General features: G+C 68.9%; 16 protein-coding genes. 11 read left to right on the forward strand and 5 right to left on the reverse strand.

What is annotated here, in order from left to right:
- Nucleotides 1-49: 49 nt before the first annotated feature.
- From dcm to nuoF, 4 genes are all read left to right on the forward strand, one after another.
- Complete coding sequence (gene dcm, locus KF745_08270; protein MBX3358409.1) at nt 50-1,261, forward strand: DNA (cytosine-5-)-methyltransferase; 1,212 nt, start codon at nt 50-52, stop codon at nt 1,259-1,261.
- Between the two features lie 3 nt (nt 1,262-1,264).
- The gene (gene vsr / locus KF745_08275) at nt 1,265-1,669 is read left to right on the forward strand and encodes a DNA mismatch endonuclease Vsr (GenBank protein ID MBX3358410.1); all 405 of its coding nucleotides are present in this window, start codon (nt 1,265-1,267) and stop codon (nt 1,667-1,669) included.
- 125 nt (nt 1,670-1,794) lie between these two features.
- The gene (locus tag KF745_08280; GenBank protein ID MBX3358411.1) at nt 1,795-2,502 is read left to right on the forward strand and encodes a hypothetical protein; all 708 of its coding nucleotides are present in this window, start codon (nt 1,795-1,797) and stop codon (nt 2,500-2,502) included.
- Between the two features lie 97 nt (nt 2,503-2,599).
- Entirely contained in the window at nt 2,600-4,012 is a 1,413-nt protein-coding gene (nuoF, locus tag KF745_08285) for an NADH-quinone oxidoreductase subunit NuoF (protein ID MBX3358412.1), read from the forward strand.
- Between the two features lie 55 nt (nt 4,013-4,067).
- Here nuoF and KF745_08290 read toward each other — a convergent pair whose 3' ends face one another.
- The 3 genes from KF745_08290 to KF745_08300 all read right to left on the reverse strand — a co-directional run bounded on the left by KF745_08290 (nt 4,068) and on the right by KF745_08300 (nt 8,141).
- Complete coding sequence (locus KF745_08290) at nt 4,068-6,269, reverse strand: M48 family metalloprotease (protein MBX3358413.1); 2,202 nt, start codon at nt 6,267-6,269, stop codon at nt 4,068-4,070.
- A 153-nt stretch (nt 6,270-6,422) separates the two neighbouring features.
- On the reverse strand, nt 6,423-6,842 hold the full coding sequence (locus KF745_08295; GenBank protein ID MBX3358414.1) for a hypothetical protein: 420 nt from the start codon (nt 6,840-6,842) through the stop codon (nt 6,423-6,425).
- A gap of 414 nt (nt 6,843-7,256) precedes the next feature.
- Nucleotides 7,257-8,141: a hypothetical protein gene (locus KF745_08300; protein MBX3358415.1), complete on the reverse strand. Its 885-nt coding sequence runs from the start codon at nt 8,139-8,141 to the stop codon at nt 7,257-7,259.
- Between the two features lie 367 nt (nt 8,142-8,508).
- On the opposite strand from KF745_08300, the gene KF745_08305 reads away from it, so the two are divergent.
- The gene (locus KF745_08305) at nt 8,509-9,378 is read left to right on the forward strand and encodes a menaquinone biosynthesis protein (GenBank protein ID MBX3358416.1); all 870 of its coding nucleotides are present in this window, start codon (nt 8,509-8,511) and stop codon (nt 9,376-9,378) included.
- A 27-nt stretch (nt 9,379-9,405) separates the two neighbouring features.
- Here the strand turns inward: KF745_08305 and KF745_08310 are convergent, their stop codons facing one another.
- Entirely contained in the window at nt 9,406-9,549 is a 144-nt protein-coding gene (locus tag KF745_08310; protein ID MBX3358417.1) for a hypothetical protein, read from the reverse strand.
- A 149-nt stretch (nt 9,550-9,698) separates the two neighbouring features.
- Here KF745_08310 and KF745_08315 point away from each other — a divergent pair, with 149 nt between their 5' ends.
- The 4 genes from KF745_08315 to KF745_08330 all read left to right on the forward strand — a co-directional run bounded on the left by KF745_08315 (nt 9,699) and on the right by KF745_08330 (nt 13,883).
- The gene (locus KF745_08315) at nt 9,699-11,411 is read left to right on the forward strand and encodes a hypothetical protein (GenBank protein ID MBX3358418.1); all 1,713 of its coding nucleotides are present in this window, start codon (nt 9,699-9,701) and stop codon (nt 11,409-11,411) included.
- Nucleotides 11,408-12,334 carry a glycosyltransferase family 9 protein gene (locus tag KF745_08320; GenBank protein ID MBX3358419.1) on the forward strand — a complete coding sequence of 309 codons (927 nt, stop codon included), beginning with the start codon at nt 11,408-11,410 and terminating at the stop codon, nt 12,332-12,334. Before KF745_08315 ends, KF745_08320 begins: the two co-directional genes overlap by 4 nt.
- 87 nt (nt 12,335-12,421) lie before the next feature.
- On the forward strand, nt 12,422-13,267 hold the full coding sequence (lptB, locus tag KF745_08325; GenBank protein MBX3358420.1) for an LPS export ABC transporter ATP-binding protein: 846 nt from the start codon (nt 12,422-12,424) through the stop codon (nt 13,265-13,267).
- A gap of 16 nt (nt 13,268-13,283) precedes the next feature.
- Entirely contained in the window at nt 13,284-13,883 is a 600-nt protein-coding gene (locus KF745_08330) for a PEGA domain-containing protein (protein ID MBX3358421.1), read from the forward strand.
- Here the strand turns inward: KF745_08330 and KF745_08335 are convergent.
- Entirely contained in the window at nt 13,787-14,425 is a 639-nt protein-coding gene (locus KF745_08335) for a NeuD/PglB/VioB family sugar acetyltransferase (GenBank protein ID MBX3358422.1), read from the reverse strand. The genes KF745_08330 and KF745_08335 overlap by 97 nt on opposite strands.
- Before the next feature lie 62 nt (nt 14,426-14,487).
- Between KF745_08335 and KF745_08340 the strand changes: the two genes are divergently transcribed.
- Both KF745_08340 and KF745_08345 read left to right on the forward strand, forming a co-directional pair.
- Nucleotides 14,488-15,081, forward strand: coding sequence for a hypothetical protein (locus KF745_08340; GenBank protein MBX3358423.1), 594 nt, complete (start codon nt 14,488-14,490; stop codon nt 15,079-15,081).
- A gap of 274 nt (nt 15,082-15,355) precedes the next feature.
- The gene (locus KF745_08345) at nt 15,356-16,735 is read left to right on the forward strand and encodes a hypothetical protein (GenBank protein ID MBX3358424.1); all 1,380 of its coding nucleotides are present in this window, start codon (nt 15,356-15,358) and stop codon (nt 16,733-16,735) included.
- Nucleotides 16,736-16,853: the final 118 nt, after the last annotated feature.

A 16,853-nucleotide genomic window follows, 5' to 3' on the forward strand; every position in this document is an offset into this window, starting at 1 on the left:
CTGCCCGATACGATCGACCACTAGTCCCAACGGGAGATGACAGAAGACGATGGGCAAGGTCAATCCATCCAAGCGTTTCGCAGAGTTCTTCGCTGGGATCGGCTTGGTCCACGAGGCGTTGAGGGGCTCGGGTTGGGAGTGCGTCTATGCCAACGACATCGATGCCAAAAAAGAGGCGATGTACAAGGGCCATTTCGGTGACAGCCCGTACTTCCATCGCGAAGATGTATGGGAAACGGAACGGATCGTGGCCGGAATGGCCGAACGGCCATTCCTCGCTACAGCGTCGTTCCCCTGCACTGACCTTTCGCTTGCCGGGCGCTGGCAGGGCTTTGAGGGCGACCAGTCTTCCACATACTTCGGGTTTATTCGCGCCCTGCGAGCACTCAATGCGGACAAGCCCAAATTGGTCATGCTGGAGAATGTGACCGGCTTCCTCACGTCGAAAGATGGGGCTGATTTTGTTCGTGCCGTCACGACGCTGGCGGGCGAAGGTTACTGGATCGATAGTGTTGTGCTGGATGCCAAGGCATTCGTCCCACAGAGTCGCCCGCGAGTCTTCGTAGTTGGATTTCATGATTCCCTCCACTCGAGTCGAATCATTCGGCAGGGAAACGGCGGGTTGTTCGGCGACGGCTGGCAAGCCGCGATCGACGAAGGGGGCTCGCTTCGACCCGATTCACTTCTTCGACTTATGGCGAAGACTCGGTTGCCAACAGGTTGGGCGACGGTGGCGCTTCGCCCTCCCAAGCAGGCTGAGTACTCGCTTAGGTCTGTTATTGACACCGACGATGAACAAAGTTGGTGGGATGGTGCGGCGACCAAAAAGCACTACGCGATGCTCTCCGACCTCCACCGGACCGAAGTGGAGCGCCGCCGAAAGTCGGGTGGCCTGCACGTCGGAACTGTGTACCGCCGCTGTCGCTATGACGAGATGCGGGCAGAGGTTCGCTTTGACAATCTGGCGGGTTGCTTACGCACGCCCCGAGGAGGCAGTGCGCGGCAAATCGTGATGGTAATCGATGACGGGCGAGTTCGCTTCCGCTGGATGTCTCCGCGTGAGTATGCGAGACTGCAGGGAGCTCCTGATTTCACGCTGGCGGAGAACACGATCCAATCGCTATTTGGGTTCGGGGACGGTGTGTGCGTGCCGGTGATCCGTTGGATGGATCAGAACATCCTGACGCCCCTTTTTGAGGACGCGCTGACCAGGGAGAGTGCCGGAAAAAGCGGCGAGATATCGAAGAAGGCGACGGTGTAGGTCATGCCCGACAACCTCACTCACGCTCAGCGACGCGCGTGCATGCAGGCAGTAAAGAGTCGGAACACATCGCCCGAGCTCGCGGTCCGTTCGATCCTCCATCGTATCGGTCGTAGATTCGCCGTGCATCGTATTGACCTGCCCGGCAAGCCTGACATCGTAATGCCAGCGAGGAAATGCACAATCCTTGTGCATGGATGCTTTTGGCACGGGCACGCGTGCCGGCGAGGAAGGCGACAGCCCGCGACGAATTCGCTGTATTGGCAGTCGAAGATAAGGCGAAACCGGGCTCGAGATCGGCGGGTGGCGATTGCCCTCAAACAACTAGGTTGGCGTGTTGTGATCGTGTGGGAATGCGAGCTACGGGATCCTGCACGTCTAACACGGCGGCTTGCGAAGCTGTCGTGATTCGTTGACTCCGAGCGACCAGAGCAGCGATTCAAGTGCTGATTTGGACACGAGTTATGAAAATCACAGGGCTCCTATCAAAACCCTATTGACATGCCGTCAAAAACCCGTATCCTGCTCGGGTCATGCTCAACCTCCCCTCCTCCTTCAACCCCTCACTCGACCTCGCGGCCAAGATCCTCGACTCCGTCACCGACCCCACCCTCACCCTCCGCGACGTCGCCGAACTCCACCACACCACCGTCGAAGCCCTCGTCCTCTGGTTCGCCGAGCCTGAGATCGCTGAACGCCTCGACCAGATCGAGTCCACCATCGCCCGCCGCACCCGCATCGTCGCCAGCAACTTCCTCCCCGCGGCGACCATCGCCCTGGGCCGCTCCATCGACGAGCACAACGCCGACGAAGCCCACTTCCCCGTCCGCCCCGGCGACCAGCGCGGCCTGGAACTCCGCCGCCGTTCCAGAGAGACCGCCCGCCGCGCCGCCGCCCTCCTCCTGCGCCTCGCCAACTTCACCCCCGGCCCGCGCCGCTATTCCTACTCCTCCCGGCCCACCCCCACCCAGCCCTCAACCCCCTCCTCCCCACCGTCCGCCGCTCCTCCACCAGCGCCCACCTCCGCCGCCCCATCCCCCGCCGCGCCGACCGCGCTCTCCCCCGCCCCCCACTCCGCCATCCCCTCTCGCGCCCCGGCACCGACCCCTCTCGCCCCGGCCGTCCGCTCCGCCGCCGGGCGCGACGCCGGCCATCCCGCGCCGCACCGCCCCGCCTCTCCCGGCTCCATGCACCTCGCCGCCGCGGCAACCCTCCGCGACACCACCGACCCCCCGCTCTGACTCGGCTCCGGGCGGCGGCGTCCGGCGGCAGCACGGGGTGTTCCGTCTACAATCGCCCCCAAGCGAGGCCGCTGCCGGCGCTCGACGAGAGCCACCCATGCCCTGGACGCCCAAGACCACGCGCCCCATCCTCACCGCCCGCATCCCCTGCGCCCCCTACGGCGACCCGTCAAAGCGGCGCATCATCTCCTACGCCGACTACACCTCCTCCGGCGGCTATCAGGGCCTCCGCAAGGCCATGACGATGACCCCCGAGGCCGTCGTCGACGAGGTCAAGAAGTCCATGGTCCGCGGCCGCGGCGGCGCCGGCTTCCCCGCCGGCATGAAGTGGTCCTTCCTCCCCAAGCCCGACGCCGCCACCGGCGACGGCGGCACCCGCTACCTCGCCGTCAACGCCGACGAATCCGAGCCCGGCACCTTCAAGGACCGCCTGCTCATGGACTTCGATCCCCACCTCCTCCTCGAGGGGATCGCCATCTGCTGCTACGCCTGCCGCATCCAGCGCGCGTTCATCTACATCCGCGGCGAGTACCACCACCAGGCCCGCGTCCTCGAGAACGCCATCAAGGAGGCGTACGAGAACAAGGTCTTCGGCCCCCAGGGCCTCCTCACCGGCGCCAAGGGCCTCAACCCCTTCAACAACGGCATCTGGGCCGTGGATTGCCACGTCCACCGCGGCGCCGGCGCCTACATCTGCGGCGAAGAAACCGGCCTGCTCGAGTCGCTGGAGGGCAAGCGCGGCTGGCCCCGCAACAAGCCCCCCTTCCCGGCGATCAAGGGCCTCTTCGCTCGCCCGACGATCATCAACAACGTCGAGACCCTCGCCCACGTCCCGTTCATCATCAGCGAGGGAGCCGAGGCGTTCACCCGGCAGGGCACCGAGTCGACTTTCAAGGGCGCCATGCCCTCCTACGGCACCAAGCTCATGGGCGTCTCCGGCCACGTCGAGCGCCCCGGGATCTTCGAGTTCGACCTCGGCATCCCCCTGCGGACCCTCGTCGAGCAGTACTGCGGCGGCATGCGCGCCGGCAAGAAGTACAAGGGCGCCATCCCCGGCGGCGTCTCCATGGGCATCCTCGGCCCGGACCAGTTCGACGCGGAACTCGACTTCGACATCGGCCGCAAGTACAACGTGCTCGGCCTGGGAACCGCCTGCCCGACCGTGTTCGACGAGGACACCGACATGGTGGCCGTCGCCCGGAACATCGCCCGCTTCTTCAAGCACGAGTCCTGCGGCCAGTGCACCCCCTGCCGCGAGGGAAGCGGCTGGCTCTACCAGCTGCTCGGCCGCATCGAGGAAGGCGACGCCAAGACCAAGGACCTCGACCTGGCCCTGGAGATCGCGACCAGCATGGGCTCCATGCCCGGCACGACCATCTGCGGCCTGGCCGACGGCAACAACTGGGCCGTGCGGACGATCATGAACAAGTACCGCGCCGAGTTCGAGAAGCGCGTGCGGCCAAGTTTCGTGCCGGTCAAGATGACCGTCGGAGCCGCCGCGCGGGGGTGACCTGAGGAAGGGGAAGGGGGAGGGGCAGATGGGACATCCTGTGCCGGTCGAGCCGCTACGCGCGGGCTTCCGCCTTGGCGCGCTTCTTCATCGCCAGCGCCACCGCCTTCTCGACACCCTCCGCCTCGCCCACCAGTTCCCCCAGCACGCGCCGGTAGGTATCGCCGAAACGGTCCACGAAGGTGTCGCCTGCGAGGATGATCTCCTCGATGTCGCGCCACGCGGGCGTCGCGCCGACCAGGGTTTCGCCGAGGTTCTGCGAGGCCTCGGAGCGCGAGACCGGATCGCGCACGCCGCCGCCGATGCGGCGGGCGCTGTCGAGTTCGTCGCGCACCTGGTCGCTGACGGGGCGGACGAACGCCTTGAGTTTCTCGAGAGCCTTCTCGGAGTTGATCTTGTCCCCGATCCCGGACAGGGTTCCGACGTGCAGGCGGACTCGCCGGGCGATCGGAAGGATGTCGCGGAGCGGGCCGGAGGTGGCGAGCAGCGCATCGGCACGGGCCCGGCGCGTGGGGGCGTCGGGGATGAGCTGCTCGATGCCCTTGGCGCCGAGCAGGGCGAGCGCGGCGGCCATTCGCCGCATCGCCGCGTCGCCGGCCTCGTCCATCACCATCACGTGCTCGGTGGACTTCTCGCCGAGGGTGTCGAGGCGCTGGCTGACGCCGGCGCGGGTCGTCGCCTTGAGGCCCAGGGACTTGAAGTCGACGGTCATGCCCGAGTCCATGATCGCGCGGGCCTGCTCCCACTTGCCGATCTCCTCGCTCATCGACCGGAACTGGGTCGCCGCGGCGCCGGCGCGGCCGGCGGCGGCTTTCAGATCGGCCTTGGCGGCCTTGAGCCGGTCGAGGATGGCGCGGGCGTCGCCGCCGGCGGGGACCTTGGAGATGGCGGGGAAAATCGGCCGCCAGGTCGGGGGCTCGAAGCCGAAATAGCGGGAGGTGGCGTCGCCGCCGGCCTGAGCGTCGCCCGAGGCCCGCAGCAGGGGGCCGGTGGGGACGAAGGTCACGCCCGCGGGGTATCCGCCGAGGACGCCGCTGAAGTGGCCGTAGGTGGCCTTGCGGCAGGCGGCGAAGAAATCGGTGAAGAGTTCGCTGGCGGGGGACTCGTCGGTATACAGGCCGGGGTCGTTCGCGTTCGCCGCGGCGGCGAGGCGAGCGGCGGTGCTCGGGTGGGTGGAGAGGAGGGTGTTGGACTTTTCCTCGCTGCGGCGGATGAGTTCGTCGCGGGCCTCGGGGGTGAGGCGGCGGGCGTAGTCGGCGACGAGGGCGGGGAAATCGTCGGGGAGTCGGGAACCGGAGTTGAACATCCGGCGGCTCTCCTCCATCGCCTTGGGGTAGGCCTCGCCAAGTTCGGCAAGGCGGCGGAAGGCGCTGGGGAATGACGCGGAGCCGGCCATCTGCACCTCGTAGCGGTCGGCGTCGAACTCCATCTGCTTGAGGAGGACGGAGCAGAAGGCCATCGCCGCGAGCGCCAGCACCTTGATCGCCAGCCGGCCAAGTCCGATGCACGCGCGGGCGAACCACGCGAGGAGGCGGTAGAGGATGTCCGTGGAATAGGACATCTGGTAGAGCAGCACGTCCCAGCCGTCGCGCCGGTAGGCGGCCTCGAGGAACCACTGGACCATCCGCATGCCGAGGTAGCTGACGCGCAGGCCGGTGCCCTGGGAGAAGTGGCCCAGTTCGTGGGCGAGCACGCCGGCGAACTCGCGCTTGGACATGCCGGCGACCAGCGGCAGGCCGATGGTGAGGACCATGTCGCCGCGCTGGAAGACGCTGACGAGGCCGGAGCGGAACGAGGCGGAGGCGTTGACGTCGCAGTTGATATCGATCCGCTTCGGGGCGGGGGCACCCATCGCAGCGCAGACGTTGCCGACAAAGGTGTGCAGACGGGATTCTTCGAACTCCTCGAGCACGATCGGGTCGCCGGCGTCTCCCCTGGGGGCGACCAGGGGCTTGAGCATCAGCAGGATGAGCGCGATGCCGCCCGCGGCGGGGAGGATGTAGAGGAAGATCGAGACGAGGTTCACCCGGGGGCGGCCCATCACGGCCGCGGCGATTTTCTCGGGCGAGTTGTTCGCGAGGTGCCAGTAGACCCCGTAGCCGACGGACGCGACGATGGCGAAATACAGCAGGGGGAGCAGGATGACGCCGGCCCCGAGGACGATGACGCCCAGGGCGTAGCCCGGCCGCTTGGGGACCGGCTTCCAACGAGCCGCCAACTCGGACCAATCGGGTTCACCCACCGCACCAGTTGCCATCGGGACGCTTCCACATAAGGTCCGACGCAAGGTTTGGTGCACCCGCACCCGGCCCCCGCGCAGGGGGAGGCACAATATCACAAACAGAATCGGAGAGCAATGGGCTGGGCGCCGTTTCGGGCTCGGGAATCGGCATTGGAGGTGGGGCCAGACTCAGACAGTGGCGGAGGCGATCCAGATGGCGATGAACGCGGCGAAGTCGGTCGGGTCGGTGACGCCGTCCGCGTTGACATCGACGTTCAGGTCGCCGCGGAGCAGGCTGGCGTTCCACTCAAGGGAGAAGGCCGCGATATCGGCGGGGGTCACGGCGCCGTCCATGTCCCAGTCGCCGGGGCTGTGCACCACGAACTGCCGATCGCCGGAGGAGTAGAACCCCAGGCTCACCAGGCAGCCGACCAGTTCCCAGGTGTACGTGCCCGGTGGAAGTGCGTGCTCGGCCGGGATTGTGAACGGCGACGACGTGATGTGAGCGAACGTCAGTGGATCGGTGTCTGGCGGGAGCCGGTCCGGGTCGGAGCCCTTGAAGATGTTGATTGCGTAGGACTCGCTGTTTGTTGTGGTATCGGTCCACACGAAGGTGACTCGACCCGAGCGCAGCCGAGCGCCCTGGGCCGGCGATACAGCAATCGGCGGAGGAACCCCTACGCCTGCGGCCGGTGCGCCGGCTCGCGATCCTCTTGCTACCGGTGTCAGACCGAGGCCGAGCGCCAGCGCGGCGGCGCTCAGCATCACTTGACGGCAGTTCCTGACTGGCCGCGAGTTCTCCAATGCTTGCCTCCCGTGGCATCTTGCAATCGGACCGAGGTCTGATTGACTGTTTCATCGGCTGGGGCTACGGGCTGGCTCGAACCACTGTCCGCCACCATCCCGTTGCCCGGCGGCTTCTGCACTCGCGGATACGCCGCGCGTTGGCCCCTGAACGCGGCGCGTGGGGCCTTCGACGGCCAGTGTCAGCCCTTCTACGGAGCGCGTCGAGACCCTGCTCAATCATCCTGTCAGGTGCGGGCCGACGCAGAACGCGGTCAGGGCCAGCACCAGCACACCGCCCAACGCCCAGCCCAGCACTCCCGCTGCGCGGAATCTCGCACGCCGAAGATGGCCTGTCGCACCGGGGCGTGCCCCGCACTCGGAACATGGGGTCATCCAACGACGAACGCTGCCCGATGTCTTCGGATACCCGCACACCTGACAGCGCTTGCCGATGCGGGCCTCCCTGGCCATGAACGCCTCGCGCGTGGTGAGCCACACGATCCCCAGCGGCAGGACGATCGCCCACGCGATCACCGCGATTGCGTCTGGCGTTGCCAGGCATCCCAGTACCGGCTTCATGTAGACCACGCTTCCCGGCGCGCCCCTCGCCCACGCGGCTTCGAGGCGGAGGTGCCCGACGGTCCTAGCCCAGGCATCACCAAAGAGCGCGATGCTGAGCCCCCCGACAGTTGCCGCCCCCAGCCACAGCCAGCGCGGTATTGTGCGGCGGCATGGTGGAGAGCGACGGAGCATGACGCCCCACTCACGGCCCGCGCGCCGCCGCTCGCTGGAACGCACGCCGCGAAGGTGCGGCAGCGCCGCGGCCGCCGGGATCCACGCTGAGGCAAGGAACCCGGCGGTCGCGCCCCCGAGCACGACCAACAGCACCGTCTCATAGAAGCCCGGGTTGGTGAGCATCCAGCTGGGATAGCGATAAAAGGCATACGCACTGAACTCCGGCACGAGCCACGTCAGCGACTCAGGCACACGCACAAGATGCCACGGCAGCGGCTCGCCGGCCTGGTAACCCATATTAACGGGGTTGTATTGGTAGTAACGTGCCTCGCTCAACTCGTTGCGCCAGCAGACCGCCACGAGGCCTGCGCCGTACGCGATGAACATGATCACACCGAAGGCCAACGCCCGGCTGAGCAGCCAAGCGTGGCGAAAAAGCACTCTCCGTACGCGGGTCGGTCCCATCGGCGTTGGTCAATAGACGGGGCTGCGGTTGTGTGGTTCCTTCCACGTCCAGGGGCTCGCGCGGCAAACGCATGATATTACGAGGGGCGTTTCATTTGGAGATCGAGTGTGGACAACCTAACGCTCGACCGCGGTTGGCGCACCCGCACCCAGCCCCCCGAGCGGGCGGACGTGCATCGCAAACCGAATCGGAGAGCACCGGGATCGGGCGCCAGTCGCGACAGGAGTTGGCATCCTCGCGGCGGTACACGGACCCGCATCCTTCGCCCGGCGGCTTCTACACTCGCGGATGCTTTCTACGACTTCCACTCCGGCCGCGGAGCGGCCGATCCGGATCGGCTGCGTGCAGTACCTCAACACCCTCCCGCTGATCGAGGGCTTGCGGTCGTGGCGGGATGCGGCGCTGGTGTCGGCCGTGCCGGCGCGGCTCATCGACCTGCTGCTGGCCCCGCCGCCGCCGGAGGGGGAGGGGGTTGACCTTGCCCTGGCGTCGATCATCGACTTTGCCCGGTCGCCCGAGCCGCTGGTGATGCTGCCGGTGGGGATGATCGGGTCCGACGGGCCAACGCTGACGGTGCGGCTGTTCAGCCGCGTGCCTATTGATCGTGTCACGCGGGTGCACGCGGACACGGAGAGCCACACGTCGGCGACGCTGGTGCGGATCATCCTTTCGCGACTGCACGGCCGGCCGCCGGTGCCGCTGGTGGAGTTCGACGCGGCGGGCGGGTGGGAGGGGGCCGAGGCGGTGCTGCTGATCGGCGACAAGGTGGTGGCGAACCCGCCGCCTCCGGAGCAGTTTCCGCACCAGCTCGACCTTGGGCAGGCGTGGAAGGACCTCACGGGGTTGCCGTTCGTGTACGCCGCGTGGATGTGCCGGGCGTCGGTGTGGGATGCGGAGGGTTCCGCATCGCAGCGCGTGCGCGATGCGGCGATGGTGCTGGAGCGGGCCCGGATGCACAACGCCACGCGGGCGGACTGGCTCGTGAGCGTGCACGCGGGGGCCCGCGGCTGGGGCGACGGCGAGGCGCGGCAGTACCTGGGGCGGTCGCTGCGGTACGAGATCGGGGGGCGCGAGCGGGAGGCGGTCGACCGGTTCTTCTCCGATGCGGCGGACCTTGGGCTGGCGTCGCGGCGACCGGCGCGGTGGGCGGAGTTGTGATGATTGCCAGTCGGACTGCGTTGCCGGTCAGAACAGGAACCGCCACGCGAGAATGCCGAGCCCGATGAGGAACATGATGATCAGGATGGTGTAGAACACCACCCGTGGATCGGCGCGGTGCACCGTGACGTCGGCGATGTGAACCAAGAAGTTCAGCAGTACTTCAAGCACGCGCGATACTCCGTCTGCCGCCTCTAGTTTGCCTTCCGCCACGTCACCTCCCGGTTCGCGGTCAACATTATTCCGGAATCGCGGTAGCGGTGTTTCGGGGTCGTGCGAACCAGATGGGTGTTCGCGGGCGGTTTCGCTACGCTTGATCGATGCCCCCGCTCCCGCGACTTCGGATCCCGGCGCTTGCGGACCTTGCGAAGCAACTGCGCTTCCAGCCGGCCAAGTCCGCGCTGCGGCAACTGGAGAGCACCGAGCGGCTCGCCGCGGAGATCGACCCGAACCGGGCGTATCCGCAGGACTGGGTGGTCTTTCGCATCACGGGGTATCGGGCGGATTCGGGGGCGGAGGACGAGCACGCGGGCAACCTGATCGTCGGGCAGGCGCTGCTGGCGGACCTGACCGCGCTGGCGGAGCGGCTGAGCGTCACCGCGCAGATCGGCCCGGCGCAGCACCCGGAGGGGGCGTGGCTTGACGCGGCGGCGCTCGGGGCACGCTGGGGGGTGAGCCGGAAGACGATCGACCGGTATCGCCGGAGGGGGCTGCTGGCGCGGCGGCTGATCGGGGACGACTCTCGGCATCGGCTCGTGTTCGCGCGGGAGGCGGTGGAGGCGTTCGAGAGGGCGCACGCGGCGGCGCTCGCGGAGGCGCGGGGGTTTTCCAGAGTGGACGCTTCGGTGGAGGCGCGAATCGTTCGGCGGGCGGGGGTGTACCGGCGGCGGCTGGGGTGCTCGCTGAACCAGGCGGCCCGGAGGCTCGCCGCGCGGTTTGGCCGGAGCCAGGAGGGGGTGCGGCAGGTGCTGCGACGGCACGATGCGGCGCTGGTCGGGCGGGGCGGGGCGCCGATCTTTGATGACCCGGCGCCGCTGCGGCCCGGGGATCGGGCGGCGATTGCGCGGGAACTCGATGCGGGGCGGCCCGCGCGCGAGGTCGCCCTGGGGCACCGGAAGAAGCCGGCGGATGTGCAGCACGCCGGTGTGCTGGCACGGGCCGAGCGGCTGCGGGGCCTCGGTCTTGCCGAGCCGCCGTCGCCGCCCGCGGCGGGGAAGAAAGCGGCGGCGCTGCTCGCATCGCCGGAGGTGATGCTCGGTCTTGGGAGCCCGGGGCCGGCGACGCTGGCGGAGTTGCTGGCGTATTGCGCCAGCGCGCCGCCGCCGGATGCCAGGGCCGAATCGGCGCGCGGGGCGGCGTACTGGGTGCTGCACGACCGGGCCCGGTCCGAGATCGAGATGCTGGACCGACACCGCCCGTCCGCGGCGGCGGTGGACGAGATCGAGACGTCGCTGCGGTGGGCCGCGCGGCTGCGGGCCGAACTGGTGCGGTCGCTGCTTCCCCTGGCGCTGCGGTCGATCGTCGGGCGGCTGGAGCGGGAGGTGACGGCGCTTCCGGGTCCGGCGGCACGCGACGTCGTGGTGACGTCGATCAGCGTGCTGGTCGAGTCGCTCGACAGGTTTGACCCGCACAAGGGCGGGCGGGCGGCGGCGCCGGCGGGGCTGGCGCTGAACAGGGCGCTCTCGGCGTGGGCCCGCGGCGCGGGGGCCACGTGGCTCGCCGCGCCGAAGGCGGGCGCCGGCCGGGCTTCGCCGCGGGCTGATCCCGGCGCGGTGGCTCTGGAGGACTTCACCCGGCGCGTCTGCCCCTGGCAGGAGGTCCTGGAGCCGGATTCGCGCGTGCGGGGCGCTCTTGCCCGGCTCGAGGCGAAGCACCGCGACATCCTTGTTTCGCGCCACGGCTGGGGGGGGCGGCCGCCCGCGACGCTTCGAGATCTGGCGCAGGCCCGGCGGGTGACGCCGTCGCAGATCGTGCGGCTTGAGCGCTCGGCGGTCCGGGCCGCGCTCGCGATGGCCGCGGGGGGCTCACGGTGACCGCCGCGGTCGAGGCGGGATCGGCTGCGTGGGTGGTGCATGCCGGGGCGCTCGGCGACTTTGTGATGACGTGGCCGCTGCTGCGGGCGATGGTCCGGCTCGGTATTGAGACGACGGTCGTGGCGCGGGCGTCGCACGCGCGGCTCGCCGCGGGGCGGCTTGGTGTTCACGCGGTGGACATCGAGCAGCCGGTGTTCAACCGGCTGTGGACGGGTGAGGCGGGAGGTCCGGCGGGGGCGATAGGTGGAGCCCGGGCGCCAAGCGTTATTGTTCACTTTGTGGCCGACCCGGCGACGCCGGCCGGGCGGGGGTGGGGCGAGGCGGCGGCGCGGGCGTTCGGCGCCGAGGTCATCTACGGCGGGGCGCCTGGGTCGCCGGAGCGTGGCGCGGTGTGGCGGCGATTTGGTGTTGCGTCGCTTGGTGGGGCGCCGGCGGCGGAGGGGCTGGGTTCGGCCGTGCTCCTCCATACAGGCGCGGGGGCGAGAGCGAAGCGATGGCCGGTCGATCGATGGGTCCTGCTCGCGGAGCGGCTGAGGTCCGAGGGGCACGATGCGCGGCTGGTGGCGGGCGAGGCGGAGCTGGAGCGGGACACCGATGCGGAGCGGGCGGGGTTCCTTGGGGCGCTGGGGGAGTATCTGGAGGGGCTTGAAACCCTCGAGGGCCGCATCGCTTCGGCGCGGGTGGTGATCGCGGCGGACACAGGGCCGGCGCACCTGGCCGCGCAGATGGGCGTCCCCACGATCGCGCTTTTTGGTCCGACGGACCCGGGCGTGTGGTCGCCGATCGGGCCGGGCGTGGTCGTGCTCGCGCCGCCTGAGCCCGGCGCGGAGATGACGTGGCTCGCGGTCGAGACCGTGGCGCGGTGCGCGGCGGCGGTCGCTGGTCGCCAGAACACCTTGAGGAGCGGTGCACGCCGCGACTGAACGCGGGCGCGGCCGCCCGCATAAACTCCCGACTACGCTCGCGGAGAACCAGGCCGCGATGCCCGCGGAGCCCTCGCCGTTCCCACCATGCCACTGCTCTACTGCACCAACCTCAAGAAGACGTTCGCGGAACGGACCGTGGTCAACGGCGTGTCGTTCTCGGTGGACCCGGGGGAGATCGTCGGGCTGCTGGGCCGGAACGGGGCGGGCAAGACGACGTCGTTCCGCATGGCGATCGGGATGATCGCGGCGGACGACGGGCAGGTGTTCTTCGACAACCAGAACATCTCGGACCTGCCGATGTACAGGCGGGCGCGGCTGGGGATGGGCTACCTCTCGCAGGAGCCGTCGGTGTTCCAGCGGCTGACGTGCGAGCAGAACCTGCTGGCGATTCTCGAGACGCTGCCGCTGTCGCGCGCCAACCGGCGGGCCCGCGCCGCGTCGCTGCTGGATCAGTTCGGGCTGCTGAAGAAGGCGCACCACCACGCGCGGACCTGCTCGGGCGGGGAGCGGCGCAAGCTCGAGATCGCGCGGGCGCTGGTCACCGATCCGAAGATCATCCTGCTTGACGAGCCGTTCTCGGGGGTCGACCCCATCGCGGTCGAGGACCTGCAGCGCGAGATCGTTGCGCTGGCCGAGCGCGGCATCGCGTGCCTGGTCACCGACCACAACGTGCAGCAGACCCTGCGGGTGTGCCACCGCGTGTACATCATCGATGAGGGGAAGGTGCTGCGCGAGGGGACGCCGGCCCAGCTGGTCAAGGACGAGATGGTCCGGCGGGTGTACCTCGGCTCGCTGTTCCGGGGCGATGAGTTCGACGACCACGATCCGATCACGAACCTCCAGGGCCCGAGGCGTCAGCCCGCCGCGGCGGCGAGCCACGGCGCGAACGGCGCTCCGGGCCCGCGTGTCCCCGCCCCCAAGAGGCCCTGATTTGCCGGTGAACACCATGCCGAATGTTGGACCGCGCCCGTCACTCCATGCACTTCGACTTCGAGCCTGCATCCTGGCCGTCGCGGCAGTGAGCGCCTGCGGGCTGGCCGGGTGCGTCGAGCGGACGCTGCGCATCACCTCCGATCCGCCGGGGGCGTTGGTGTGGCTCAACGACGTGCAGGTTGGGAGGACGCCGGTCGAGACGGATTTCACCTATTACGGCTCGTACGACGTGCGGGTCCGGCTTGATGGGTATGAGCCGCTATCGACGGTGCGGGACGCGAAGATCCCGGCGTACGAGATCCCGCCGATTGATCTTGGGGCGGAGATGGTCCCGACCAAGATCTCGTCAACGATCGACTGGCACTTTGTGCTCGAGCCGACGCTGGAATCGCGCGCCGAGAAGTCCGGCAAGGAGGAGGATGCGGCTCGGGCACGGGCGGATCTGATGATGCGGGGCCGCAACCTCGCGGCGCAGGCGGGGCTGTCGACCATCGGCGTGCGCCCGGGCATCGACGCTCAGCCGTCCAGCGGCGATGCGGGCACACCGGCCACGACGGAACCCTCGTCGACCGAGTGGAGGACGACGGACCCTGCCCCGACGACCCCGCGCTGACCGATCGACAGGTTCGGCAGGACCCTGCACCCCATCCCGATCAGGGAGTGAGGCCCGACGCGCACGCGGCCGCCGAGGATGGCCCCGGGCGCGATGTGCGTGTTGGCGCCGACGTGGCACTCGTGCTCGATGATGGCGCCGGTATTAATGATCGCATGGTCGCCGACCACCGCCCGCGTGTGGACGACGGCTCCGGGTCCGACAAACACCCCGGCGCCCAGGCGGGCGGTCGGGGAGACGACGGCATCCGGGTGCACCACCGCCGCGGCGGGGGGCAGACCGGGCAGGAGGCCGGCCGCGGAGATGAGGCGTTCGCGGAGGGAGAGGTCGCCGACGCCGATGATCCAGGCCCGCGGGCCGATGAGGTCGAAGCGGTCCATGGCGCCCAGGCGGGCGGCGTGGGGCTCGCCCTGGGAGAGGGCGGATGCGGGCGAATCGTCGAGGAAGCCGGCGAGCGTCAACCCGGCACGCAGCGCGGCCTCGGCGACGACCAGCGCATGGCCCCCACCACCGATCAGGATGAGGTCGCCCCGGTGCGGCACGAGCGAAGCCTATCCGGTCGTCACTTCGCAGCGGAGAGGGGCGGTGGCGGTACACTCGCCGGATGCCGCCGCGTGCCGCCATGGTTGTTGCTGTTCTTGCGTTGAGCCTGACGGGGTCGTGCGCCTACTCGCCGGACTCGTTCTCGGGGCCGGGGGAACTGGCGGTGGAGCGTTCCCCGGGGGGCGAGCGGTATGTGGCGACCCTGACGCCGCTGGAAACATCGCGGGAGGGGGAGTCGCAGTGGGCGCTTTCGGGGATGCCGGGGGCGTTTTTTGAACTGCAACTTGGTGTAGAGGATGGCTCGGTGCCCGCCCTGGTTGGGGGGGAGTTGTTGTTCAAGGCGTGGGTCGAGGAGGCGAAGGGGGGTGGGCGGGTTTTTGAGGCCACGCAGGGGGCGGCCACGATGCAGCCGATCGAGGCGCCGACGGATCGGGGGGTGGCACCGATCTGGATGAGGTTTGACGGGGCAGCGGGCCTGCTGGCGAAGGGGGACGCGTATGTCCTTGTGATAGCCGTCGTGCACCCGACGGAGGTGCCGGTGGTGGTGACTCCGAGGCTGGTGAGCGTGCCGGAGCCGCCGGGGGCGTGGATCTGGGGGAGCCTGCATGATGGGGAGGAGGCGCCGCCGGCCGAGGGCGCGGGAGGCGGGGAGTAGGATTGCGGGCTTCCGGAGCGAGGGAACCGGGGTACGTACGGGTGCGAAAGAGGCTCGGGGGTCTTGCTTGAGGCGCCTCGTCCTTGACGTAGGCTCCTGATTCGGCGAGACTTGCCGCCCCCTCCGTCTCCCGCTGCTGAGTCACCCGGCCTGAGCCGGAACCACGTGCCGTCGGCAAACGGGAACCCCCGCGGTGGACTGCCATGGCGGCGGGCCGGCGGTGGACGGGGGCGGAGCCTCGGAAGCGGTCTGTCACGAAACGGGAGTGCGAGTCATGGCGGTACGGAGCGGTGGCGGAACGGGGATGATCGTCGCGGTGGTGATTCTGAGCGTGCTCACGCTGGGCCTGTTCATCACCACGATCGTGTTCCTGAGCCAGAAGCAGTCCGCCGAGCAGAAGTACGCCACGTACTCGGACGAGGTGAAGGAGTTCGTCCGCGAGGACGAGCGCCGGCGGGACGACATCGGGGCGATCAGGGCCGCGGCGAAGGCGAAGAACAAGTCGGCCATCGGCTACATGAGCGACTCAATGCAGGACCTGGGGCAGGCGGTGGCCGGCAGCCGGCGCGTGGCGGCCGATGCGCTGCTGGAGCAGATCCGCAAGGTGGAGGGCGCGGAGTCGTCGAACCTGCTCGCGGTGCTGCGGGAGCGTGACGCGAAGGTCACGGCGCTGGCGTCGCAGCTCAAGGACGCCGTGGAGGCGCGGCAGCGGGCCCAGAAGGACCTGGAGAATGAGGCCAAGCGGACCCTTGCCATCGAGACTGCCAAGAACGAGACGGTCGCCGCGCTGACGGCGGAGGTCGACAAGTACAAGGACGAGATCGAGAAGTACCGCGAGGACATCAACGTCACCAAGGACCGGATGGACCAGGAGATCGACAAGACCCGCGAGGCGGCGCGGGCCCGCGAGGCGGAGCTGATCGGCCAGGCCCGGGAGTCGCAGGAGAAGGCGGCGATCGCGGGCGAGACCGTCAAGCGTCTGCAGGAGCAGCTGCGGGGCAAGGTCTTCAAGCCGGGTGAGGAGTTCGCCCTGGTTGACGGGCAGATCGTCGGCGCCGACGCCGGCCTCGGGCAGTACTTCATTAACCGGGGGCGCAAGGACAACGTGGTGCTGGGGATGACCTTCGAGGTCTACTCGGATGCGAACCAGATCCGCCCCGACCCGCAGACGGGCGACTACCCCGCCGGCAAGGCGACGCTGGAGGTGATCAAGATCGATGACACCACCTCCACGCTCCGGATGATCCGCGAGCGGCGGGGCAACCCGGTGGTCAAGGGCGACGTCATCGCGAACGCGATCTACGACCCGAACAAGGTGTACAAGTTCCACATCTACGGCCTGTTCGACGCCAACCGCGACGGCCTGGCGACCCAGCAGGAGCAGGCGGACATCGAGGCCCTGATCAAGGAATGGGGCGGCGAAATCGCCACCGACCTCACCGGCGACGTCGACTTCCTGGTCCTGGGCCAGAAGCCGACGCTCCCCCCCGCCCCCCCGAGCACGGCGCCCCCCGCGGTCGTCCAGAACTACGTGAACCTCCGCAACTACGTGCAGCAGTACGACCGGCTGTGGGAGCAGGCGAACGCCACGAGCATCCCGATCCTCAACGAGAACCGGCTGCGGACGCTCACGGGCATCGGCGTGCGGAACTAAGGGATCTGGTCCACTGAAGGAAACTTTGCACCGCGCCGGCCTCCCGGCGCGGCTTTTTTTCCGGCGGCCGCTCTCCGGCGCGGATCGCGCACCGGCGGCGCTGTCCGGTGCGACTAGG

Source organism: Phycisphaeraceae bacterium (assembly GCA_019636655.1).
Taxonomy (GTDB): domain Bacteria; phylum Planctomycetota; class Phycisphaerae; order Phycisphaerales; family UBA1924; genus JAHBXB01.

Bases quoted from the DNA above. Each gene is read 5' to 3' on its own strand.
- dcm (MBX3358409.1), top strand. From the start codon at position 50: ATGGGCAAGGTCAATCCATCCAAGCGTTTCGCAGAGTTCTTCGCTGGG.
- vsr (MBX3358410.1), top strand. From the start codon at position 1,265: ATGCCCGACAACCTCACTCACGCTCAGCGACGCGCGTGCATGCAGGCA.
- KF745_08280 (MBX3358411.1), top strand. From the start codon at position 1,795: ATGCTCAACCTCCCCTCCTCCTTCAACCCCTCACTCGACCTCGCGGCC.
- nuoF (MBX3358412.1), top strand. From the start codon at position 2,600: ATGCCCTGGACGCCCAAGACCACGCGCCCCATCCTCACCGCCCGCATC.
- KF745_08290 (MBX3358413.1), bottom strand. From the start codon at position 6,269: ATGGCAACTGGTGCGGTGGGTGAACCCGATTGGTCCGAGTTGGCGGCT.
- KF745_08300 (MBX3358415.1), bottom strand. From the start codon at position 8,141: ATGTTCATCGCGTACGGCGCAGGCCTCGTGGCGGTCTGCTGGCGCAAC.
- KF745_08305 (MBX3358416.1), top strand. From the start codon at position 8,509: ATGCTTTCTACGACTTCCACTCCGGCCGCGGAGCGGCCGATCCGGATC.
- KF745_08315 (MBX3358418.1), top strand. From the start codon at position 9,699: ATGCCCCCGCTCCCGCGACTTCGGATCCCGGCGCTTGCGGACCTTGCG.
- lptB (MBX3358420.1), top strand. From the start codon at position 12,422: ATGCCACTGCTCTACTGCACCAACCTCAAGAAGACGTTCGCGGAACGG.
- KF745_08330 (MBX3358421.1), top strand. From the start codon at position 13,284: ATGCCGAATGTTGGACCGCGCCCGTCACTCCATGCACTTCGACTTCGA.
- KF745_08340 (MBX3358423.1), top strand. From the start codon at position 14,488: ATGCCGCCGCGTGCCGCCATGGTTGTTGCTGTTCTTGCGTTGAGCCTG.
- KF745_08345 (MBX3358424.1), top strand. From the start codon at position 15,356: ATGGCGGTACGGAGCGGTGGCGGAACGGGGATGATCGTCGCGGTGGTG.